Annotated in this window: 17 protein-coding genes; 4 read left to right on the forward strand and 13 right to left on the reverse strand. The window is 49.2% G+C overall.

What is annotated here, in order from left to right:
* Positions 1-99: 99 nt before the first annotated feature.
* The 4 genes from phnE (ACFVU8_RS25110) to ACFVU8_RS25125 all read right to left on the reverse strand — a co-directional run bounded on the left by phnE (ACFVU8_RS25110) (position 100) and on the right by ACFVU8_RS25125 (position 3,569).
* The gene (phnE, locus tag ACFVU8_RS25110; RefSeq protein WP_387430981.1) at positions 100-903 is read right to left on the reverse strand and encodes a phosphonate ABC transporter, permease protein PhnE; all 804 of its coding nucleotides are present in this window, start codon (positions 901-903) and stop codon (positions 100-102) included.
* Positions 900-1,691 carry a phosphonate ABC transporter, permease protein PhnE gene (gene phnE, locus ACFVU8_RS25115; protein ID WP_387430984.1) on the reverse strand — a complete coding sequence of 264 codons (792 nt, stop codon included), beginning with the start codon at positions 1,689-1,691 and terminating at the stop codon, positions 900-902. Before phnE (ACFVU8_RS25115) ends, phnE (ACFVU8_RS25110) begins: the two co-directional genes overlap by 4 nt.
* Positions 1,688-2,476, reverse strand: coding sequence for a phosphonate ABC transporter ATP-binding protein (gene phnC / locus ACFVU8_RS25120; RefSeq protein ID WP_387430986.1), 789 nt, complete (start codon positions 2,474-2,476; stop codon positions 1,688-1,690). Before phnC ends, phnE (ACFVU8_RS25115) begins: the two co-directional genes overlap by 4 nt.
* A gap of 109 nt (positions 2,477-2,585) precedes the next feature.
* Positions 2,586-3,569 carry a phosphate/phosphite/phosphonate ABC transporter substrate-binding protein gene (locus ACFVU8_RS25125; RefSeq protein WP_066377456.1) on the reverse strand — a complete coding sequence of 328 codons (984 nt, stop codon included), beginning with the start codon at positions 3,567-3,569 and terminating at the stop codon, positions 2,586-2,588.
* Positions 3,570-3,740: 171 nt separating this feature from the next.
* Between ACFVU8_RS25125 and ACFVU8_RS25130 the strand changes: the two genes are divergently transcribed.
* Positions 3,741-5,336: a bifunctional metallophosphatase/5'-nucleotidase gene (locus ACFVU8_RS25130; RefSeq protein WP_387430988.1), complete on the forward strand. Its 1,596-nt coding sequence runs from the start codon at positions 3,741-3,743 to the stop codon at positions 5,334-5,336.
* Positions 5,337-5,795: 459 nt separating this feature from the next.
* Here ACFVU8_RS25130 and ACFVU8_RS25135 read toward each other — a convergent pair whose 3' ends face one another.
* Positions 5,796-7,565 carry a M3 family oligoendopeptidase gene (locus ACFVU8_RS25135; protein WP_387430990.1) on the reverse strand — a complete coding sequence of 590 codons (1,770 nt, stop codon included), beginning with the start codon at positions 7,563-7,565 and terminating at the stop codon, positions 5,796-5,798.
* A 333-nt stretch (positions 7,566-7,898) separates the two neighbouring features.
* Here ACFVU8_RS25135 and ACFVU8_RS25140 point away from each other — a divergent pair, with 333 nt between their 5' ends.
* The gene (locus ACFVU8_RS25140) at positions 7,899-8,852 is read left to right on the forward strand and encodes a hypothetical protein (protein WP_387430992.1); all 954 of its coding nucleotides are present in this window, start codon (positions 7,899-7,901) and stop codon (positions 8,850-8,852) included.
* An 800-nt stretch (positions 8,853-9,652) separates the two neighbouring features.
* Here the strand turns inward: ACFVU8_RS25140 and groL are convergent.
* The 3 genes from groL to ACFVU8_RS25155 all read right to left on the reverse strand — a co-directional run bounded on the left by groL (position 9,653) and on the right by ACFVU8_RS25155 (position 12,924).
* Positions 9,653-11,284: a chaperonin GroEL gene (groL, locus tag ACFVU8_RS25145; RefSeq protein WP_175373948.1), complete on the reverse strand. Its 1,632-nt coding sequence runs from the start codon at positions 11,282-11,284 to the stop codon at positions 9,653-9,655.
* Positions 11,285-11,433: 149 nt separating this feature from the next.
* A complete protein-coding gene (groES, locus tag ACFVU8_RS25150; protein ID WP_175373947.1) occupies positions 11,434-11,715 on the reverse strand; it encodes a co-chaperone GroES in 282 nt (93 codons plus the stop codon).
* Between the two features lie 324 nt (positions 11,716-12,039).
* Positions 12,040-12,924: a LysR family transcriptional regulator gene (locus tag ACFVU8_RS25155; RefSeq protein ID WP_387430994.1), complete on the reverse strand. Its 885-nt coding sequence runs from the start codon at positions 12,922-12,924 to the stop codon at positions 12,040-12,042.
* Positions 12,925-13,123: 199 nt separating this feature from the next.
* Between ACFVU8_RS25155 and ACFVU8_RS25160 the strand changes: the two genes are divergently transcribed.
* Entirely contained in the window at positions 13,124-14,383 is a 1,260-nt protein-coding gene (locus ACFVU8_RS25160) for an MDR family MFS transporter (protein ID WP_387430996.1), read from the forward strand.
* On the opposite strand, the gene tatC is transcribed toward ACFVU8_RS25160, so the two are convergent.
* From tatC to ACFVU8_RS25180, 4 genes are all read right to left on the reverse strand, one after another.
* Entirely contained in the window at positions 14,364-15,134 is a 771-nt protein-coding gene (gene tatC / locus ACFVU8_RS25165) for a twin-arginine translocase subunit TatC (RefSeq protein ID WP_379467227.1), read from the reverse strand. The two genes, ACFVU8_RS25160 and tatC, sit on opposite strands and share 20 nt — an antisense overlap.
* A 161-nt stretch (positions 15,135-15,295) precedes the next feature.
* On the reverse strand, positions 15,296-15,541 hold the full coding sequence (gene tatA / locus ACFVU8_RS25170; RefSeq protein WP_175373943.1) for a twin-arginine translocase TatA/TatE family subunit: 246 nt from the start codon (positions 15,539-15,541) through the stop codon (positions 15,296-15,298).
* Positions 15,542-15,680: 139 nt separating this feature from the next.
* Positions 15,681-16,166, reverse strand: coding sequence for a MogA/MoaB family molybdenum cofactor biosynthesis protein (locus tag ACFVU8_RS25175; protein ID WP_020429419.1), 486 nt, complete (start codon positions 16,164-16,166; stop codon positions 15,681-15,683).
* A gap of 86 nt (positions 16,167-16,252) precedes the next feature.
* Positions 16,253-16,903 (reverse strand): 5-formyltetrahydrofolate cyclo-ligase, encoded by a 651-nt coding sequence (locus ACFVU8_RS25180; protein WP_387430998.1) that lies wholly within the window; start codon positions 16,901-16,903, stop codon positions 16,253-16,255.
* 277 nt (positions 16,904-17,180) lie between these two features.
* On the opposite strand from ACFVU8_RS25180, the gene abc-f reads away from it, so the two are divergent.
* The gene (abc-f, locus tag ACFVU8_RS25185) at positions 17,181-19,139 is read left to right on the forward strand and encodes a ribosomal protection-like ABC-F family protein (RefSeq protein WP_387431000.1); all 1,959 of its coding nucleotides are present in this window, start codon (positions 17,181-17,183) and stop codon (positions 19,137-19,139) included.
* 559 nt (positions 19,140-19,698) lie between these two features.
* Here abc-f and ACFVU8_RS25190 read toward each other — a convergent pair.
* Complete coding sequence (locus ACFVU8_RS25190; protein WP_379467230.1) at positions 19,699-21,243, reverse strand: 2-isopropylmalate synthase; 1,545 nt, start codon at positions 21,241-21,243, stop codon at positions 19,699-19,701.
* Between the last annotated feature and the right edge of the window lie 667 nt (positions 21,244-21,910).

The raw sequence follows: 21,910 nt of genomic DNA on the forward strand, positions 1-21,910 counted from the left end.
CCCTGTTATATTATCGCAAATTCGAAATCCTTGTCTCAATATAAATAAAACTCACACAGAATCTAGCTAGTGTGAGTTTTGTCTTGTAGCTCTTTGTGTTTACACCAATCGCTTCCGAATCGTACCTGAGATAATATCAATCACCGTAATCATCACAATAATTCCGAGTAGAATGATACCTACGCGGTCCCAATTTCGCGCTCCAAGCGCGAAGATTAACGGCGTACCAATCCCCCCGGCACCGATGACACCAAGAATCGTCGCTGAGCGGACGTTGATCTCGAACCGGTACAGTGTATAGGAAAGGAACCCGGGCAACACCTGGGGCAGCACCGCGAACCACAATACTTGCATGCGGCTAGCACCCGAAGAAACCAGTGCTTCCAGCGGTCCACGGTCGATATTCTCGATTTCGTCCGCGAACAGCTTCCCTAGCATCCCTATTGAGTGCAGCCCCAGAGCCAGTACACCGGCGAAAGAACCCGGGCCTACGGCCTTGATGAACAGCAAGGCCATAACAATCTCGGGAAAGGTACGAACAAAGCTCAAGACCAGCTTACCGGAACCCGAGATTACTTTTCCCCGGCTCATATTCACCGCTGCCCAGAAAGCGAACGGAATACAAATAAATGTAGAAATAAATGTCCCGAGCACTGAAATCGCTAGTGTCTCCAGCAATCCGTGCAGCAGGTCCTCGCCGTCCGGCAAATAAACAAATCCCCAATCAGGGGAGAAGATTCCGCTAAAGATCGCCTTCGTAATTACCCCGGCCGTCTCCTTAAATCCGTTAAACGGCACACCTGAAAAAGCCCAAATATAAATTGCAGCCAGCGCTACATAAATCAGCCAGCGAAAACGGTTCTTTCGTGGCTTGGGAACAATCTCACTCCATGGTTTACTCATAATAATTTCTCCCGCAGCTTTGTACTTGCATAATCAATAATCAGCACCACTGCCAGTGTGAACAGGATAATGGTGCAGGTCTTGTTGTATTCCAGAAAGCCTAGCGTAACCTCATAGTAGTGGCCGATACCTCCCGCTCCTACCAGACCAAGCACAGCCGCCGCACGGACATTGATTTCAAAGGCATACAGCACATAAGACATGAAATGCGCTTGCACCTGTGGAATTACACCAAAGACAATGCGCTGAATCTTGTTCGCCCCCACGGAAGTCATGGCTTCCAGCGGTCCTTGATCAATGGTCTCCAGCGCCTCATAGGTAAGCTTGGCAATCAGTCCCAGCGAGAAGACCGTCAAGGCGAAGATCCCCGGCAGTGGCCCTAGCCCGAAGATGGCTACAAAGATAGAAGCTAGCAGCAGATCAGGGATCGTGCGAATCAGATTCAATAGCAGGCGGACCGGATGATGCAGCCAACGGCTAACGGTGATATTGCTTGCACTAAATAATGCCACCGGCACAGCCAGAATAGCGCCCAGTGTAGTGCCGACCAGTGCCATCCGGATCGTCTCCAGCATCGCATCCACGATTTTTTCAAAATAGGACCATTTCGGCGGGAACATTTCCTTTAACAGGTCCAGCATATTGGGCAGGCCCGACACCAGCTCTCCCAAGCTGGAATCTGTCAGAACAGCACTTCTCCACAGCAGAATAATCAAGATCGCCGCCGTAAAATAGTGCTTCAGCTTCCTCGGTGCTTTCGGCCGAAGTTTCTCCGTATTGGTACTCATGACACAGGCACCTCTGTCACAGGTTCGCCAAGCAGCTCGTCCTTCTGGATGGGACGTCCATAGATTTCTGCGAACTTCTCATCGGTCGCTTCAGACACCGGTCCGTCGAATACGACCTCTCCAGCCCGCAGCCCGATGATTCGGGTGGCATATTGTCTCGCTAAATCAATAAAATGCAGGTTCACAATCGTAGTGATGCCTAGCTCTGTATTGATTTTCTTCAGATCATCCATAACCTGCTTCGTCGTGAGCGGGTCCAGTGAAGCTACAGGCTCATCGGCGAGAATCACCCGCGCCTCCTGTGCCAATACCCGGGCAATCGCCACCCGCTGTTGCTGTCCGCCCGAGAGCTGGTCTGCACGTGAATAGGCCTTCTCAACAATATTCACCCGGTCCAGTGCCTGAAATGCCAGTTCGATGTCGTTTTTCGGAAAACGGCCAAGGATCGTGCGCAGCGTAGAATGATAACCAACTCTTCCGGCCAACACATTACGCAGAACCGTAGTGCGCTTCACAAGGTTGAAGCTTTGAAAAATCATCCCGATGTCCCTGCGAATCCTCCGTTGCTGGCTACCCTTGGCCTTCGTAATGGATTGACCGCCGATGCGTATATCGCCCTCTGTAATGTCATGTAGCCGGTTGATCGAACGCAGCAGCGTTGATTTCCCCGCACCGGAGAGTCCCACAATCACGACAAATTCGCCGTGAGCGATGGTAAGATTAATCCCATTCAGGCCCTTGGTACCGTTCGGATAAGTTTTGGATACATTGTGAAGCTCTATCAATGGAATCATTCCTTTATATTATCGAATAAAAGAGATAGCCAGACCGGGGCAAGCGCCCGGACCGGCTATCCTCATGTCTTATCAGTAAGATTGTTGTGAAAGACCCGACCTACTCTGTTTTAACCTTCTCGTTGTATTCGCGAACGATATCGAATTTGCTGTCATCGGATTTTACATAACCTTCGTGGGAATAAATATCCTTGATGATTTCATGACCTTCTTTGTCGGCCACAATATCGATGAAGGCATTCTGGATTTTCTCCACCCACTCTTTGTTCATGTCGGAACGAACCGAGATGGTGTCATTAGGAATCTTGTCCGTGAAGGCCAGTACCCGCGTGTCTTCAAAGACTTTCGGATAGTCTTTCAGGACGATGTTACGGGCATCCTGGAAAATAGCAGCGGCATCAACATCACCGTTCAGCACGGCCAGTACGCCTTGGTCATGCCCCTTCACTGTGATCGCCTGAACATCCTTCAACGGGTCAAGACCTGCGTCCATCAGCGTCGCAGCCGGCCATACAAAACCTGCAGAAGAGGTTACGTTCTGGTAAGCAATCTTCTTTCCTTTCAGATCGGCAACGGTTTGGATCGGAGAATCTTTTTTAACAATAATCATCGATTTATAGAAATCCACCAGTTGATCGGTAGGTGCGCCTGTATCGTCATTCACCCCAAAGCGTTGTGCTTGCAGGATAACTTCAGCTGCGCCTTTTTCCTTGGCAAGAACATAAGCGGTTGGCGGCAAGAAGCCTACGTCCACTTTCTTAGAAGCCATTGCTTCGATCACGGTGTTGTAGTCAGTGGAGATGCTAACTTGGACAGGAATTCCAAGTCTGTCGCTCAGCAATTTTTCTAGCGGCTTGGCTTTAGCTTCGAGCGTATCCGCATTCTGGGATGGTACAAATTGTACAGTCAGCTTCTCGGGAACATAGCCTTCCGCTACTGGAGCCGTCGTTTCCTGTGGGGCATTGGTAGCATTAGCCGATCCTTGGTCTGCGGAGTTGGCCTGGTTCGTGTTGTTAGATCCACAACCACTAAGTAATGCAAAAGACATCATTAGCGGCAAAACGAATTTACTGATTTTTTTCAACCTTAAGACCTCCAGATTTGTCTATTTTTTGTACTTCTAAACTATAAAGGGATTCTGTTAAAAGTAAGGAGGGGGATTGTCAATTCTCCGTAAAATCTTCCCTAACCTCTTAAATCCACTTTTTTTTCTGTTAGAATGATAGCGAAATGATCTTGGGGAGGCCTATTACTCATGAAAAAAAACGATACTATCACCTGTGAAATTCTCGTCACAAGTGATCTGCACGGCCATATCCAGCCTGTCGATTACCGGACTCGCGAGGTGCACCATCAAGGCTTGGCCCAAATCGCAACCCTCATTCACAGGGAACGACTTCATACACCTGAACTGCTGCTGATCGATAACGGTGACCTTATCCAAGGTACGCCGCTGGCATATTATTCAGCTACTCAAGGCAAAGAGAACCGCCACCCAGCAATTTCTGTCCTGAATGAGCTACGCTATGATGCAGCAGTTTTCGGTAATCATGAATTCAACTTCGGGATGGATGTGCTCGGCCAAGCAGTGCAGGACTCCAACTTCCCGTGGCTCTCGGCGGGGATTACCAATAGGGATACCGGTGAGCCGGCCTTCGGCAAGCCTTATATTGTCAAATGGATCGATCAGAAAATCAAAGTTGTGATTCTTGGCGTAACTACACACTATATTCCCCATTGGGAGAACGCTCTTCATCTTGAGGGATTGGAATTCCATGATGCCCTTGAATCTGTGAAAAGGTGGTGTGCGGACATTCGGACGGGCGAACAGCCCGACCTTCTGGTCGTTTCGTATCATGGGGGATTCGAACGGGATCTGCTTACCGGGGAACCTACAGAAAGACTGACCGGAGAGAACCAAGGCTATGCGATGTGTATGGAGATTGAGGGACTGGATGTGCTGATTACCGGTCACCAGCACCGTTCCATTACCAGTGAAATCAATGGAGTAACTGTGCTTCAACCCGGCTTCAATGGGCAGGCGCTAGGCAAGATTACAGCCACCTTCACCGAAGAAAATGGTAAATGGAAGCTTCGGGACAAGCAAGCCGAGTTGCTATCCGTAGACTCCACTATTGCTGTGGATGAGCGTATTATTGAGCTGACACGTGCGGTTGAAGCTGAAACGCAGGTCTGGCTTGACTACACCGTGGGACAGGTTCAGGGGGACCTCTCCATTGCTAACGCTGCTGAATGCCGGTTGGCCGATCACCCGTTCATTGAATTCATGAACAAGGTGCAGATGGAAGCGGCGGGCATAGACATTTCGACAGCACCGCTGCTTCGCAACGAGTGCAGAGGTTTCGATCAGACCATTACACGCCGGGACATTCTGGCCAACTTCATCTATCCCAACACATTGACCGTGCTGCGACTGAAAGGAAGCGATATTCGGCAGGCCTTAGAGCAGACCGCGAATTACTTCCAGCTTGATGAAAACGGCCAGCTTGAGATCAATCCAACCTATATCGAGCCTAAACCGCAACATTACAATTATGATATGTGGGAAGGCATTCAGTACATCCTCGATATTGCCCGGCCAGTCGGCCAGCGCGTCACTCTGCTGAACTACCATGGCAATCCGCTGGACAATGACGGGGAATACGACGTTGTCATGAACAATTACCGTGCGGTCGGCGGGGGCGACTATGAGATGTATCTGGGAAAACCGGTCATTAAAGAGATTCTCATCGATATATCGGAGATTGTGACGCATTATATTGAGCAGAAGGGGCATATTGAGGCGACTTGCGATGGGAATTGGCGAGTGATTGTGGGAACTGGAGAATAACTGTGGGATCCTATAAACACACAACTTCATTTCAATAATGACTTCGATATCTCAATAAAGAACTTCCTGTAGCCTAAAGTACAAAATGACCCTTTCGTTCTAAGGAGCTCCCCCAGCCAGATGACAATTACGCCAGAAAGCTCCACTTCACTCGATCGGGCATGGGAGTAACGGGAATAGTTCCTGTTATTTTGATTAAATTTACGTCTTTCCTAAAGATAACTGGAAAATATCCCGTTAATCACCTCATAGCTGGACAATTACGGAGAAAAGAGGTTTTTTAACGGGATAAATTCCCTTTATTTAGGACGAATAAGCCGAAGGGAGCGAATTAACGGTATATTTTCCTGCTATCAAAGCCCCGCTCAAACTCAAACGTGGGCTTAGGCAAGCGAGTGTAGACATTTGTTCATACGTACAGCTTATAATAGCGCACTAATGAGCGCTTCGCTATCCAATTTAGGTCCTGCGGATAAACTCTGCAATATCTTCTTCGATCAGACTGAGCGCCCCTCTCCAAAAATCAACGGAGTGAACATCGATGCTCATTTTGGCAGCCACATCAACGATGTTATGCTTGCTTGTAGCACTCAGGAACAGACGATACTGATCCACAAAGTCCTCGCCTCTTTTTAAATATTCCGCATAAAGCCCCTTGGAGAACAACAGGCCGAATGAATATGGAAAGTTCAAAAATTCATTCCCTGCCATAAAATATCCCGCCTTACCCAGCCACATATACGAATGAAGCGTGTCCGGATCAATGCTCTCCCCATAAGCTTCCGACATACATGTAAGCATCAGCTCATTAAGCTCCTGAACAGACAACGTTCCTGATGCCCTCCGCTCATACAAGCGTATCTCAAATAAATATCGGGCATAGAAATCCACAAGATAATAGCCAGCGTCAGAAATACTTCTCTCCAGAATCGGCGCAATATCTTTCTCTGCTGCACCAGCAATTAAGGTCTGGTTAACCAACGTCTCACAAAAAATCGAAGCCGTCTCGGCAATCGGAATCGGATAATCCGTATTCAGCATCGTCTGACCCGCCAGACAGGAGCTATGATAGGCATGGCCAATCTCATGAGCAAGCACAGCAATATCCATAGAATTACCTGTAAACTGCGTCATAATTCTGCTTTCCTGAATCGAAAAAATATCAATACACATTCCGTAGCCGCCTTTTCCAGCTCTCGGCTCCGCATCAATCCAATGCTGTTCAAATACCTTCCGGGCGAAATCCGCTAGCTCTCCGCTAAAAGCTCCGAAACTAGATACTATCGTATTCTGTGCATCTTCATAGGAGATTCCACTCTTTTCTTCATTCATTGGCGCAAAAAGATCATAGAAAGGCAGCTTGGCTGAATGTCCCAGCAGTACCGCCTTCTTCTCGTAAAATTTATGAAAGCTTGGCAAGCTTTCTTGAAGTGCCGAGAGCATGGCGTTCAATGTCTTCCGGTCCATTCTTGAAGCTGTCAGCACCTTGTCCAAAGGTGAGTCGTATCCCCGCATGCCGTACACTGTTAGCGCCTCACCGCTTATTCCGTTGATGCAGGCCGCACAGATTTGAGCAATTGATTTACAGACCCCAGTCTCTGCCTCATGTGCTGCTTTTCTTACCTTGGGATTGTGATCATAGGCCATGCTTCTCAGTTCCGCCAGTGTTGCTTTACGCGACCCATCACCCGTTTCAAGTTCTGCAAGTACGCTCGAAGCCGTCTCCATATAAAGCCTTTCCCAGGCTTTGGACCCGGTGCTCTGCATTTTGGCAATAGCGGCCTCCACTTCTTCATTTAACACAAACCTCGATTGGGACAGCACTTCGCTTAAATAAAAACGATGCTCCAGTAGATACGCTGAACTTCCGGTAAGCTCGTCCAGGTTCTCACAATTAGCATACCAGCGTTTAAATCCTGCGATCACTCCGCCAATTCCTGCATTCGCATTTTCAATATCATCCAGAAGATTTATTGCTTCCTGACTGCTGCCGTCAGCGCTGAGTACTAGCTCTGCGTAGGCCATCAGGCAAACATATACACCTTTATATTGATTATATATTCGCAAAAAAGCCTCGGTTGAAGCAGGTGTAGGCCTCTCAGTATGCAAATTTGCCGTAGCCCATTCTTTTAAATCCTCTATATATTGACCCAGACGACTGCGGTCTTCCTCCAGCTTCCCAGACTCAAAAGAAGGATACAGGCTGTTCAGATCCCATGTCATACCCATTGATGAACCTCTCCTTCGTACAGGCAATATGTTAAGTTCAATTCCTCAATAATACCAGTAGTCAATGTCATTTTTCATTATCCTTTTTTACACTTTCCTATAAACTCTTTATTACACGGGGTTAGATCGTCATTGCGGAAAAGGTTTGGACTTTCGGCCGCTGTTGTCTCCAGATTTCTTTAGATTGTACCGCTATTCGCGGATAAAATCCGGAGACAAAGGCGTCGCTTTCGCTCCTTCAGTTCCAAACTTCCCCTCCATTCCGTTCCCCTTATGTTAAGTTTCTTAGTCAGTCTATATAGTAGTATCACTAAATGATTACTGGAGAATAACATGAGAAATTTTGCGAGTAGCACCGCCAAGAAAATATTGGCCAATGAAATTAGCATGGAAGTATTATTACAACAATATCCGGAGTATCAAGAAGAGGTCCTGCAAGAAATTGGTGTACTAAGAAACGGCAGAGAGTCTAAGCTTATTACTGCCATCCTTGATAAATATACGACAAGCGCAAAGATTGCTCATACTAAAATTCAAAAAAGCAGGTTCAATGAAACAACAATAAATGTATTTTTGCCCGATGTGATCAAGGCCCGATTTGCTATTTATTTGCTAGAGCAGCTTAATATCGCCGTTTCATCCAAAACCCCGGAGAACAATGTAAAGTTCAATCTTTGGGATGGCACTATTTTGCAGAAGCTTTTGTTCAGAAAAGGTCTTGAGAGGAAGCCCGTCTCACTGGGACTTTTTAAGTTCTGGTGGAGGTTCGTCATCCATAAGAAGATATTAATGCCTTTGGTCAATAAAAAAGGGATCTATTGTTTCTATTCGCGAGCGTTTATTAAAGAGCTTTCAAGTCTGATCGGAAACCAGTCCTGTCTTGAAATCGCTGCCGGTGACGGCACCTTGGCTAATTTTTTGAAGGGCGAGCATATAAACTGCCAAGCTACCGACGACTATAGTTGGAGCCATTATATAGCTTACCCCTCTTTTGTGGAAAAAGCGGACGCCAAAACGGCCCTGCTCAAATACACTCCCCAGGTAGTGCTATGTTCTTGGCCTGTACCTAAAAATGCATATGAAAAACATGTATTCAAGACACCCTCAGTTGACCTATATATCGTTATCGGGACAAGGAATCCCGCATTTACCGGAGATTTCGACGCCTATTATAACGCTGATAAGTTTACTATGGAGCTAGACGAGAAGCTTTCTTCTCTCATTCTGCCCCCGTCGGATGAAAATGCTGTTTATCTTTTTAGGCGGAAAAAGAGTCCTTCTGCATAGCCTTTCAGCCGTCCTCCTCAAGGTGGAGCTTGAGGGATAGCTCTACTCATCGCGCTGGAAAAGGAATGGTCGGCCTTTATTACATCATGTGGCCCATTCCTTATACGGTGGACCGAACAATGTCTAGAAAATTGAATTCATTAATTTAATCTACTCAGGAAGCCTCTTCGTCCTAACTATTATTCTTAATCCTTATCTTTCTTCTTTATGTATTTATTCCAGCATAACAAGCCCACTACTATTAAAAGCAATATAAGCAGACCATAGATTAGTGGCTCCAAATGCGCAACGATAAAATATGTACTTCTATATTGATAATCTTCATCTGCTAAAAACATATTATATCCCCTTCAGTCGGCACTTTGCATTGAGCGCTGAATTGTTCACACTTCAAAAGACAAGTAAAACAAAGCTATGCCTAACACAATAACTCCGCCAATTATCATTTCAATACCTTTTCTGTTTCTCAGATAGCGATATCCGCCGATAGATATAAGCGCTCCAGACATCAGTACGATCATCAAGGATAGCTGTTCCATATTCGTATCATCATGATCTTTGATTAATAACGAAATGACTATAAGAATAGTTGCCACACAAAAGTGGACACCAAACTCTCTGAATATTTTTTCACCCTAACACTCCTTATGTAAAATGCCCCGCCATTACTGGCAGGGCACGTTGCTTCCGTTGCATTTATTGTACTGGATGCTGGTATGATCTGTAAACCATATTTCCCCAAAATAAAAACCCTTGAAGGGCCCGTAAAACCAGGCCTTCCAAGGGTTTTCTAAAACTTATTACATCATGCCGCCCATTCCACCCATGCCGCCCATGTCAGGAACGCCAGCAGCGCCTGCAGGTTCTGGCTTATCAGCGATTACCGCTTCAGTAGTCAGGAACATGGACGCTACAGAAGCAGCGTTTTGCAGTGCGGAACGAGTTACTTTGGCAGGGTCAACGATCCCTGCTTCGAACATGTTCACCCACTCACCGGTAGCAGCGTTGTAGCCGATGCCGATAGCTTCTTTTTTCAAGCGGTCCACGATAACGGAACCTTCTTGACCAGCGTTCGCTGCGATTGTGCGAACTGGCTCTTCCAACGCGCGAAGCACGATGTTTACGCCGGTTTTCTCGTCGCCGGATACATTCACTGCCGCAACAGCGTTATATACGTTCACAAGAGCTGTACCCCCACCGGATACGATACCTTCTTCAACCGCAGCGCGGGTTGCGTTCAGGGCGTCTTCGATGCGCAGTTTACGCTCTTTCAATTCAGTTTCAGTTGCAGCGCCAACTTTGACAACGGCTACGCCGCCAGCCAATTTAGCCAGACGCTCTTGCAATTTCTCTTTGTCGAACTCGGAAGTCGTTTCTTCCAGTTGAGCACGGATTTGGTTCACGCGAGCAGTGATGTCTGCTTTGTCGCCGCTTCCGTCAACGATTGTAGTGTTCTCTTTGGTTACGCGCACTTGACGTGCGTTACCCAGTTGCTCGATGGAAGTGCTCTTCAGGTCCAGACCGAGCTTCTCAGTGATCACTTGGCCGCCAGTCAGGGCAGCGATATCTTGCAGCATAGCTTCACGACGGTCGCCAAAGCCAGGAGCTTTAACAGCAACAGCGTTGAAAGTTCCACGCAGTTTGTTCACGATCAGCATAGCTTGTGCTTCGCCTTCGATATCTTCAGCGATGATTACAAGCGGTCTAGCTTGTTGAACGATTTTTTCAAGCAGCGGCAAGATTTCTTGCGTGCTGCTGATTTTCTTGTCAGTGATCAGGATGTACGGGTTCTCCAGAACGGCTTCCATTTTATCCGTGTCAGTGATCATATACGGAGAAATGTAACCACGGTCGAACTGCATACCTTCAACCACTTCAAGCTCAGTCAGGAATCCACGGGATTCTTCAACGGTGATTACGCCGTCTTTACCCACTTTTTCCATAGCTTCAGCAATCAGTTGGCCTACTTCATCGTCAGCAGCGGAGATTGCCGCTACTTGAGCGATGGATTGTTGACCTTCGATTGGCTTAGCGATCTTTTGCAGTTCTTCTACTGCTGCACGAACTGCTTTGTCGATCCCTTTGCGGATAACCATAGGGTTAGCGCCTGCAGTTACGTTCTTCAGACCTTCACGGATCATGGCTTGAGCCAGAACAGTTGCAGTTGTAGTACCGTCACCAGCAACATCGTTGGTTTTAGTAGCTACTTCTTTAACCAGTTGAGCACCCATGTTCTCGAAAGCATCTTCGAGTTCGATTTCTTTGGCGATGGTTACACCATCGTTAGTGATCAGCGGGCTACCGAATTTCTTCTCCAGTACCACGTTGCGGCCTTTCGGTCCAAGTGTTACTTTTACCGCGTTTGCCAAAGCATCAACCCCGCGCAGCATTGCGCGGCGAGCATCTTCACTGAACTTGATTTCTTTTGCCATTGTGTAATATACCTCCCAAAAGTTTTGTGAATATACTTCCTCGATCTTCTCCGTCAAAACTGGCTTCGAAAGCATCGTCCTAGTTTTGTTAGCGTACACTTCTTCGTGCACTATTCATAAGTAATTGAGTTCAATCTTATAAACGATTCTTAGTCAAGAATCGCGTGAATGTCGCTTTCTTTCATAATCAAATATTCTTTGCCTTCGTATTTGATTTCGGTTCCGGCATACTTCGAGAAGATTACACGGTCGCCTTCTTTAACTTCCAGTGCCACACGCACGCCATCTTTCAATGCGCCGCTGCCTACTGCGATAACCTTGCCTTCTTGTGGCTTCTCCTTGGAGGAGTCCGGAAGCACGATTCCGAAAGAAGTAGTTTCCTCCTGCTCGCTCGGTTCTACCAATACGCGTTCACCTAAAGGTTTGATCATGAAAAATAGCCTCCTTTAAAATTATGTGATTGATCTTGAAAACAGAGATTAGGAATATCGCTGTAGTCTACAGACTGCGATATTTTGAAAAATATGAATCTGGCATAGGAAATGCCCGTCATTCCATATTTTTCAGCATCATTAGCACTCGACACTCCGTAGTGCTAACAACAATTTTTATGATACTCAACTTGAGAGCGGATTTCAAGTCCTTTTACACAAATTCGTATTTTGTTTTCGGGAAAAAATGGTTTTGGAGGGTTGTCCGACACATGCCCCTTTACATTCTATCCAGCCATCGGAAAAATATGCCTTTCCTCTCTATCATTCACCCGTAACAGCATCTTGTCTGTGCTTGCGGATATAGGCGAGGCCGAGTCGCATGAATTCGGCTGCCAGCGGCGGAATATCACTCTCATTCTTGACCGCCATCACGACTTCCTGCATGAGTGCAGGTGCGAAAGAAACAGCCGGTAGCTTGGCGCCGAGTCTGGAAATATAGAACCGGGGTAGTATAGACAGACCCAAGCCTTCCTGTACCATCGCCTGAATCGTATTGAAATCCTTCACTTCCATCACAACATTGAAACCGGGATGACGGGACAGCAGCAGCTTGCGCAGATCCTCGTCCTTCGGCATTAGGAAGCACTGTTCCTTGATTTGCTCAAAATTCAAAAAGGGTTCCTGCCCCAGCAAATGATTCTCCGGCAAAAGCACCACCATCTCATCGCGGATCAGAGGCACACTATGCCACTGTGGGTCCGGGAACATCGTTATGCCGACATCAATAACACTACTGGCGATCCATTCATTAATCTCCTCGGATTCTCCTTCGAAGATCACAAGCTCCGCGCCAGGGAAAGACTGCTTGAATACCTCGGACAATTCCGGCACGAACCGGCAGGCAATATCCGGCGTGGCACCAATCCGCAGCGAACCGGCCTGCATTTGCACCGCAAGAGCGGCTTCTTCCTTCATAACCTGGGTTGTATGCAAAATAAGACGGGCATGCTTCAGCATCGCCTCTCCGTTCCCGGTCAGAACAATGCCTTGGCGGCTGCGGTGAAACAATAAAATGCCCAATTCTTTCTCAAGACTTTGAATCATCTGCGATACGGCAGATTGGGTAAAACCAAGATCTTCGGCAGCACGGGTGAAGCTCTTTGCTTCCGCTGCGGCCGCAAACACTTGCAACTGGAGTATAGTCATCTTCCTCCCTGCCGGAAGCCGGCAGAAGAATCCTCCCCTCTGTGACACATCTGTTCATCAAGCCCAAATCAGCCATTAGTAAAAACTAATATCAACATCATCAACCTTAATTTTACTAACAAAATAGCGGCATGTATACTCCAGTTGTGCAGATCGGGGAATGCACTAGCCAAGTGAAAGAAAGCGGGGAAAACACTTCATGTCAGCCAAAAAAATCAACCTATTATCATTCTTTCGGTCCTACGACGGGGCCGTTTGGCTCCAGTTCACTGGTACTATTCTCAGTTCATTAACAATGTTCATGATCCGGCCTTTTCTGGTCTTATACTTGCATGACCAAATGAACGGCTCTGTGCTGCTGCCGATCCTGATCGTCGGCCTGCAGCCTTTATTCGGCATCTTCGCCGGAGTCGGCGGCGGAAGCCTCAGTGACCGGTATGGACGCAAGCCGGTTATGGTTGCTTCGCTACTGTTACAAACCCTATCCTTCGCCGGCTATGCCCTGGCGGATGGAATCATCCTCTTTGCAGCCGCCTCCAGCCTGAACGGGATCGGCTCTGCCCTGTTCCAGCCAGCGGCCAGCGCTCAGATCTCCGACATTGTCCTGCAGGAGAAGCGGGCAGAGGTCTATGCACTGCTGCACATGGCGCTTAATTTCGGCGCTGCCTTCGGTCCCGCCCTCGGACTCATGCTGTTCTCCTGGAACGTGCATTTCGTCTTCTGGATCGCCGCACTGCTGCTGGCTGCCTATTCAGGGCTGCTCTGGCTCCGCTTGAAAGAATCGGCACCGTCCAGGCTGCAGGGAAGCAGACAAACTGCTGGGCCAGCCGTACCTTGGCTAACGGCAGCAAAACAGCGAGAGAACCGGATGATTCTCTGGCTGACATTCTGCTACCTGCCTGTTGGCTTTCTATATGCCCAAGTGGACTCTACATTACCTTTCCAGCTCCAGACGCATTTCGATAACTATAAAGCCGTACTTGCCACGATGCTGACCTTCAACGGTGTGACGGTCATCCTGCTCCAGTTGTGGGTTGCCAAAGTGACGTCACGCTTCACAGCACGCCGCATGCTCAGCATCGCCTACCTGCTCTTCGCTGTGGTCGCACTGGGCTACGGATTCGCCCCTACGCTTGTCCTGCTGCTAACCGCAGAGTTTATTTTCTCTGTCGGTGAGATGCTGCATGGACCTCATGCGCAGAAAGCCGTGGCCGAGATGGCTGCGGCCGATCAGCGAGGGTACGCCTTTGCCATCTATGGCATGGGTCCTCAAGTCTCCAGGGCGCTTGGACCACTTCTGGGCGGTATAGTCCTGGATCTCTGGAACGGCACCGCGTTGTTCGTACTGATTGCCCTTTTCACCCTGAGCATGGAGAGAATTCAGTCACGCTTGTTACGCAATGCTGCTTCAGGAAAGCATTACCCTGCAAGCACTTCCATTAATCCTCCTGTCGCTTAACGTAACGATCCTCCAGCTCCTTATCCGCAGCAAGCTGCTTGCGGTATACAAAGGCAGAGAGAAACACGCTGAATTCATACAGAACCAGCAGTGGAATCGCTACCAGAAAGTCAGAGATGAAATCCGGCGGAGTAATCACAATCCCGATAAAGACCAGGACGAAATACGCATAACGCCGCAGCTTGCGCAAGCGCAACGGGTTAAGAATTCTGATTTTAGTCAGGAACATAACCACCAGCGGAAGCTCAAACAGCAGTGCCATCGGCAGGACCAAGCTGAACATAAAGTCAAAATATTGAGCAATGCCATAGGTCTCTTCTAGTCCCATATCTCTTGTGATAGAGATCGTAAAAGAAAGCGCCATTGGAAACACAATGTAATAAGCGAATAATACCCCGAGGATAAAAAGGATGAATACGTACGGCACATAACGCAGCGCCGCGTTCCGCTCCACCTGACGCAGCCCTGGGCTAACGAATGCCCATAGCTGATAGATGATAAAAGGAACGGAAATGGCCAGAGATACGGCCATGGCAATCTTCATGTACATGCCAATCCCGTCCCAGAAGGAGAAGGCGTGCAGCACGAAGCCTTTTGCCAGATCGGAACGGATCAGATATTCGTAGATCGGCTTAGCGCAGAACAATCCGCCCACCAAGCCCAGAACAAAGACAATCAGCACATAAATAATCCGTTTGCGTAATTCGGTGAGATGATCTACCAACGACATCTCATCACCCTTCACAGACATGCAGACACCACCCATGACACAAAATAACCCCACAAAGTACAGCAGGGAGCTCGCTGCTCTGTCACCATACTTTGTGGGGTTTTCTGATACCAATTTAAAAAAAGAGGGCACTCTCCATAGTCACTAGTCGACTTAAGAGAACCCCCGCCTTAATTGTTCTATTATTCCGGTAGACGTCTGTCCTGCGGAACATTGGCCGCTGCATTCTGCGGGGCTTCCGGCGCTGGTGGAGCTTCGCTCTTCTTGGCCGGCTCAGAATCACCGACGATATCACGTGCGCCTTCCTTGAACTCGCGGAAGGTTCGTCCAACCGCCCGGCCCAGTTCGGGAAGCTTATTCGGACCAAAGAGCAACAGCGCCAGTATCACCAGCAAGATAATTCCCGGAGTACCAATTCCACTTAACATTGTTTATCCTCCTTGTCATTCTGTCCGTTCATGATACCGTTTACGACGATTTAATAATACCATAACTTATATCACACATCCATCGATTTTCTTCGAGTGATAGGGTGACATGACTAGAAAATGACCCGGATAGACAGTGTTACTGGCGGTACTGTCCAGTCACCATCAATAATGCCTCAGGAAGCTGGTCCATGATGGCCGCCAGATTCTCGTGAACACCCTTCGGCGTGCCGGGCAGATTCACAATCAGCGTGCGCCCGCGGATCCCGCAAATGCCGCGAAACAGCATCACTGCACGGTTCTTCTGCATAACCGTGCTACGCATCGCCTCGGAAAGCCCTGGCACCTCCCGCTCAATAACACGCCGAGTGGCTTCTGGCGTTACATCGCGGATGGCAAGATCTGTCCCCCCGGTAGTAAGCACCAGGTCCGCCTGAAAGTAATCAGTCAATTCTATTAAAGCCGCAATAATCTCATCTTGCTCGTCGGGGACAATTCGATATTCAACAATCTCCCCTCCAAGTTCTTCCTCTACCAGCTCCCGGATCACCTGGGCGCTCGTGTCTTCCCGTTCGCCCCTGGCCCCTTTATCGCTGGCCGTCAGGATTGCTGTTTTCCACGCCATAGGTTCGCCCTCCCTCTCTTATATGCTATGTATCGTTATGCAGCGCAGCGCGCTTCTAGAGCTTCTGCACTTCTTGCTGTCAGGGGTTATCCCTTGAAAAACTCTCCGTTATGGCAATCCAGCACGCCATGCTCCGTAATCAGCATGTCCATAACAGCATCATGATCATCCATCGGTACTTCTTCTACGATCTGCATGTCGTAGGCCAGCCCGATCCAAAGCGGGGGGCTCACTCCTTCATAAAGACCGCTAGTCTCCCAAGATGCACGGAGACGGTCATAGTAACCCCGTCCATATCCGAGGCGTCCGCCCCGGATATCAAATGCCAGTCCCGGTACGAATACTGCGGCCGGAAGTTTGCGGGAGACTATGGTCCCCGCATTCTCTCCGGCCGCTGTCGGCTCCATGATGCCATACGTACCGACGGACAACTCCTCCCAGGAAGTGACAATATGCAGTGTCATTGCTCCGCTGCCGGGAACAACCCGGGGCAGTAGCACCTCGCACCCAGCTTCCCAAGCGCGTGTGATTAACGGCCTGGTGTTTAGTTCTGAACGGAAGGATACATAGGCCATAATTGAAGACAGAGTCTCAGACTCACTCCACGCCCAAGCTTTGCGGCAGACCTTCGCGGACAACTCGCTGCGCTGCCCCAGGGACAGACTGTCCCGAGCGGTAGCCTGCTGCACCCGCAGCTCACGCTTTCTTCGCGCGAGCTCTTCATGCAAGCCCGTCATAAGCAGCCGCCTCCCTCTTCTGTCCGTCGTTTCTCCTAGTTTGTAAGATTAGTTTACCACTCTTCTCCCCGGTTCGCCAAGATAGCCCGAAGACATGGTTTTGCGCACGGGCGTTCCCCGTGTCCCGGGCCCTGTTCGTGAAACGTTCCGGTCTTCTTCCCTCCAGCAGGCTCTCGCACCGGAAACGCTTTTCATGTAAACTAAAGGGAATACGTGATTATAGCGGCTGAGGCGACAGCGCCAAGGCGTAATATGCAAGGGTGGAGGTTTCATCATTATGCTTCTTCAAGCAACAGGAATTACGAAATTATATGGAATACAAAGCGTGCTGGACGGTATCAACCTTCAGGTTAATGAAAAAGAGCGGGTAGGCCTAGTCGGCGTTAACGGAGCCGGGAAATCCACTTTTCTGCAAATTCTGGCGGGTGAACTGTCTTTTGACAGCGGGCAAATTCATAAATCCAAAGAAACAACAATTGGCTATCTGGCCCAGAACAGCGGACTACAATCGGACAAGACCATAGAAGAAGAAATGCTCGCGGTCTTCGCTCCGTTAATAGAAGCTGAATCTGAACTTCGGCGGCTGGAGGAACAAATCGCCGATCCCGCACTCGCTGAAGACCCCAAACGGTACGAGGATCTGCTGGAGCGTTATGCCCGTCAGTCCGACTGGTTCAAGGACCACGGCGGCTATGAGATGAATACCCGGATTCGCAGCGTCCTGCATGGTATGGGCTTCGGCGACTTCGCACCGGATACCCGCATCTCTACCTTGAGCGGCGGGCAGAAGACACGGCTTGCATTAGCCCGGATTCTGCTTCAGGCCCCGGACCTGCTCATGCTGGATGAGCCGACCAACCATTTAGACATCGAGACTTTGACCTGGCTGGAGGATTACCTGCGCGGATATTCCGGCGGCATTCTCGTGGTTTCCCATGACCGGTATTTCCTCGACCGGCTGGTGACAACGATTGTAGAGATTGAACGGCACCAGTCCCGGCGGTATACGGGCAATTATAGCCGTTATGTAGATATCAAAGCAGCCGAGTATGAAGCACGGCTCAAGCAGTATGAGAAACAACAGGGCGAGATCGCCAAGATGGAGGAGTTCGTACAGCGCAACATCGTCCGGGCCTCCACAACCAAACGGGCACAGAGCCGTCGCAAGGCACTGGAGAAGATGGACCGGATCGACAAACCGCTGGGCGACCTGAAAAAGGCCAACTTCGCTTTTGAGCCAGACTTCATCTCAGGCAAAGAAGTGCTGCAGGTGCGTGATGTCGCCGTTGCCTTCGGTGAAGGACAGCCGCCTCTGTTCCGCAATGCCTCTTTCGAACTACGCCGGGGTGAGACCGCCGCGTTAATTGGACCGAACGGGATCGGCAAGTCCACGATGCTGCAATGCATGATGGACACACGCGAGCCTTCTGCTGGAACCGTAAACTGGGGCACCAAGGTTAAAATCGGGTACTATGATCAGGAACAGACACGCCTAAATCCGCGAAATACGGTTCTGGAAGAGCTGTGGAGCGAATACCCGATGCTGGAGGAAGCCAGAATTCGTACGATCCTCGGCAACTTCCTGTTCAGTGGTGAAGATGTTCTAAAGAAAGTCTCTGCACTGAGCGGTGGGGAAAAAGCGCGGGTGGCGCTCTCCAAGCTGATGCTGCGCGGCGCTAACATGCTCATCCTGGATGAGCCGACGAACCATCTGGATCTCGTCAGCCGTGAAGTACTGGAATCAGCCCTGATTGATTTTGAAGGCACACTGCTGTTCATTTCCCATGACCGTTATTTCCTCAATAAAATGGCAGAGCGTGTGCTGGAATTGCACCCGGACGGCATCGATCCGTATCTCGGTAACTACGACGACTATATTGAGAAAAAGCGGGAGCTAGAGGACATCGCCAAGGAGGCCGCCGAACAAGCTGCGCTCAAGTCTGCTGCTAAAAACATCGACAAAGAGCCACCTCCCGCCGAGAAAGGCACGGCCTCTTCCTTTGAAGCAGACAAACAGGCCAAGCGGGAGGAACGTAACCGTCAGCGCCGGATCACTGAACTGGAAGAGAGCATCGCGACAGTGGAAGAAGAGATTGCTGTTATAGAGAATGAGATGACCAAACCGGAAGTCTACCAGGATTATTTGGCGCTTCAGCAGCATGAAGAAGAATTGAAGGACAAGAAGGAACGATTGAGTCAATTTTTTAGCGAATGGGAAATCCTTGCTGACGAATAATGTAAATCTGCTTCGAAAAAATATTTTTACAGTTCCCAATTTGTTCAAATATACTTATCCACAACTCTATCCCCAGTTTTCGTGCATAACTCTTTGTTAAACACAGCCCTTCGGGGCTTTTTTTATGGATTAAATCGCCCTTTCTGTTGTCAAGGAAATATTATCCACTATACTATCCACATTATCCACAATTTCCACAGAATAACCTCACATCCCCCCATCTAATCAAAGCCCTTAAAAAAAGAGCTGGTATTGCTGATTTTACGCACTTTTTACACAATTCGGCCGGAATATGTGGATAACGTTGTCCACACCTTGACAAAGGCAATTCCCCTTAATATTTCCCGTGATTTTATGGCAAAAAAGAACCCGCCATCTCCAGTTCAGACAGCGGGTATAGTCAATATAAGACAGCTAAGTGGGGGCCATGCCTTCCCTTTCGCCGAAACCTGAAGAACTATGGAGCTGAGAATCGCGGATAAAACGGCCGCCGGCGCAATCGTAAAGCCGATTTCTAGCGGCGATCTGCCGAACAGGTTGGCCAGCGCACATCTTTTGGCTACTCCGCTTCTACACTCCGTGTGGAGAGCAGCGCCGCGTTGCAGGCTGCAATGTAGGCCAATCCGGCAGCCATTACAATATCCTGGTGAATTGCCGTACCCCTGAATTTGGCGCCGCCCCATTCCACCATCACAGCAGCCTCAGCCTGGGCATTCTCTCCGCTGCTCAGCGAGTGCAGTTCCAGCCCGGCAAAATCAATATCTTCCGCAATTCCTTGCCCAATCGCAGCAATAATCGCTCCGAGAGGACCATCACCTGTGCTGGTATGAGAGGTCTCGCTGCCGCTCTGTAAATGGCGCACGGTCACAGCAGCTACACGCCGTGCTGCGCTTCCCGCCAGTACCTGTACCTCACCCAGTTCATAGACCTGGGCTTGCTGTCCAGTGGTACTGCTCACCATCTGCAGAAGCTGCTCGTCACTGACAACCTTTTGCCGGTCAGCTGTTTCTTTGAACGACTCGTACAGGGCATCCAGTTCCGCCGGTTCCAGTGCAATGCCGTATTTTGCGGCTCTGTCTTTCAGTGCATGTCGGCCGGAGTGTTTGCCCAGGATAATCATACTGCGCGGAATACCAAGGCGTTCCGGGTCCATGATCTCATAGGTGCTGCGATCCTTCAGCAAGCCATCCTGGTGAATACCCGACTCATGCTGAAATGCATTTCTGCCGACGACCGGTTTATTGTAAGCAATGGGAAAATGCATCGCGCTACTGATCAGTCGTGAAGACTCATAGAGCTGATCCAGTGCAATGCCCGTCTCTGCACCCAAAACGTCGCCACGGGTCTCCAGCGCCATGACCAGTTCTTCTAATGCACAGTTGCCTGTTCGCTCACCGACACCGTTAACGGTGACCTCGATTTGTGTGGCGCCTCCCTCAATGGCCGCCAGGCTGTTAGCCACGGCAAGCCCCAGATCGTTGTGACAGTGGGCACTGTAGATGACTTTATCTCCGCCTCTGGCCCCCAGCCGCACCCGCCGGAACATTTCACCGTATTCATGTGGCAGCGCGTAACCAACCGTATCTGGCAAGTTAATAATAGTAGCGCCTTCCTCGATGACAGCCTCCACCATCTCAATCAGGTCATCAATATTGGTCCGAGCGGCGTCCATCGCCGTGAACTCTACAACATCTGTGAATTGACGGGCGTATGCCGTCATCTCACGGGCTTTTGCCACCACTTCGGGTCTGCTCATCCGCAGTTGATGCTGAAGATGAATGTCCGAGGAGGAAATGAACAAGTGAATCCGCCGCCGCTCGGCATCACGGGTTGCTTTTACAGCAGCATCAATGTCACCCTTGACCGCGCGGGCAAATCCGCAAATTTCCACGTTCCGTATCTTGCGCGAAATGGTCTCCACTGCGTTAAAATCACCAGGGCTGGACACGGGAAATCCCGGTTCCATCACATCTACGCCCAACTCTGCAAGCTTGTAAGCCAACAGTATCTTTTGCTCCGGCGTCAGGCTCGCACCCGGTGCTTGCTCGCCGTCACGCAGCGTGGTATCAAAAATCTGAATTCGTTTCTTGACTGGAATAATCATGGTAAATCCCTCCTGTTTATGTGTTAGATTTGGGTTTATTTGTTTTGCTTTGGGCTCTCTTTGGATTCGCTTTAGATTTGTTTTCGGCTCGCTTTAGATTTGTTTTGGGTTTGTTTTGGCTCGTTTAGATTTGTTTTGGATTGCTTCTTGTTTTGTCTGGTAACGGACCACAGAGACGTTATTTCCTGACCATCGACCGTTCCAGAAAAAATAACGGACTCCAGAGACGCTATGAGTAGAAATCCTGTGTAAAATCCATGGTTTGGGCGGAAATAGGGTACCCTGAGTCCGTTACATGTTCCAGAAGCGACTAAACGGGCAAATAACGACGTTAGGGTCCGTTAGCCCATCATTAGCCCCATCTCCCCTTACGCCCCACTCTGTACACCCTCAGCGTACCCCTCTGTGAACGCTCTGTGTACTCACCAAACTTACTTGGCACTCACTTCGTATCCAACTATGAAGTCGTTTTGTGCACTGTGTACCCACTGTTTACTCACTGCGTGCGAACTTGCTTTGGACTTGCTTTGGACTCACTGGACATCCTTCTTTGTGTATATTCGTTATGTTCATTACGCACAGCCGCACGTCGACTTGCGGTTATGCTTATTCCCACCCACTGCTGCCGGCAGCTAGATGACAGCAGGGATTCCGCTGTTTATGCAGC

Origin of the sequence: Paenibacillus sp. NPDC058177 (assembly GCF_042883835.1) — a bacterium.
GTDB lineage: Bacteria > Bacillota > Bacilli > Paenibacillales > Paenibacillaceae > Paenibacillus_AQ > Paenibacillus_AQ agri.

Coding starts and splice junctions, on each gene's coding strand:
- phnE (WP_387430981.1), bottom strand. CDS start 903: ATGAGTAAACCATGGAGTGAGATTGTTCCCAAGCCACGAAAGAACCGT.
- phnE (WP_387430984.1), bottom strand. CDS start 1,691: ATGAGTACCAATACGGAGAAACTTCGGCCGAAAGCACCGAGGAAGCTG.
- ACFVU8_RS25130 (WP_387430988.1), top strand. CDS start 3,741: ATGAAAAAAAACGATACTATCACCTGTGAAATTCTCGTCACAAGTGAT.
- ACFVU8_RS25135 (WP_387430990.1), bottom strand. CDS start 7,565: ATGGGTATGACATGGGATCTGAACAGCCTGTATCCTTCTTTTGAGTCT.
- ACFVU8_RS25140 (WP_387430992.1), top strand. CDS start 7,899: ATGAGAAATTTTGCGAGTAGCACCGCCAAGAAAATATTGGCCAATGAA.
- groL (WP_175373948.1), bottom strand. CDS start 11,284: ATGGCAAAAGAAATCAAGTTCAGTGAAGATGCTCGCCGCGCAATGCTG.
- groES (WP_175373947.1), bottom strand. CDS start 11,715: ATGATCAAACCTTTAGGTGAACGCGTATTGGTAGAACCGAGCGAGCAG.
- ACFVU8_RS25155 (WP_387430994.1), bottom strand. CDS start 12,924: ATGACTATACTCCAGTTGCAAGTGTTTGCGGCCGCAGCGGAAGCAAAG.
- ACFVU8_RS25160 (WP_387430996.1), top strand. CDS start 13,124: ATGTCAGCCAAAAAAATCAACCTATTATCATTCTTTCGGTCCTACGAC.
- tatC (WP_379467227.1), bottom strand. CDS start 15,134: ATGTCTGTGAAGGGTGATGAGATGTCGTTGGTAGATCATCTCACCGAA.
- tatA (WP_175373943.1), bottom strand. CDS start 15,541: ATGTTAAGTGGAATTGGTACTCCGGGAATTATCTTGCTGGTGATACTG.
- ACFVU8_RS25175 (WP_020429419.1), bottom strand. CDS start 16,166: ATGGCGTGGAAAACAGCAATCCTGACGGCCAGCGATAAAGGGGCCAGG.
- ACFVU8_RS25180 (WP_387430998.1), bottom strand. CDS start 16,903: ATGACGGGCTTGCATGAAGAGCTCGCGCGAAGAAAGCGTGAGCTGCGG.
- abc-f (WP_387431000.1), top strand. CDS start 17,181: ATGCTTCTTCAAGCAACAGGAATTACGAAATTATATGGAATACAAAGC.
- ACFVU8_RS25190 (WP_379467230.1), bottom strand. CDS start 21,243: ATGATTATTCCAGTCAAGAAACGAATTCAGATTTTTGATACCACGCTG.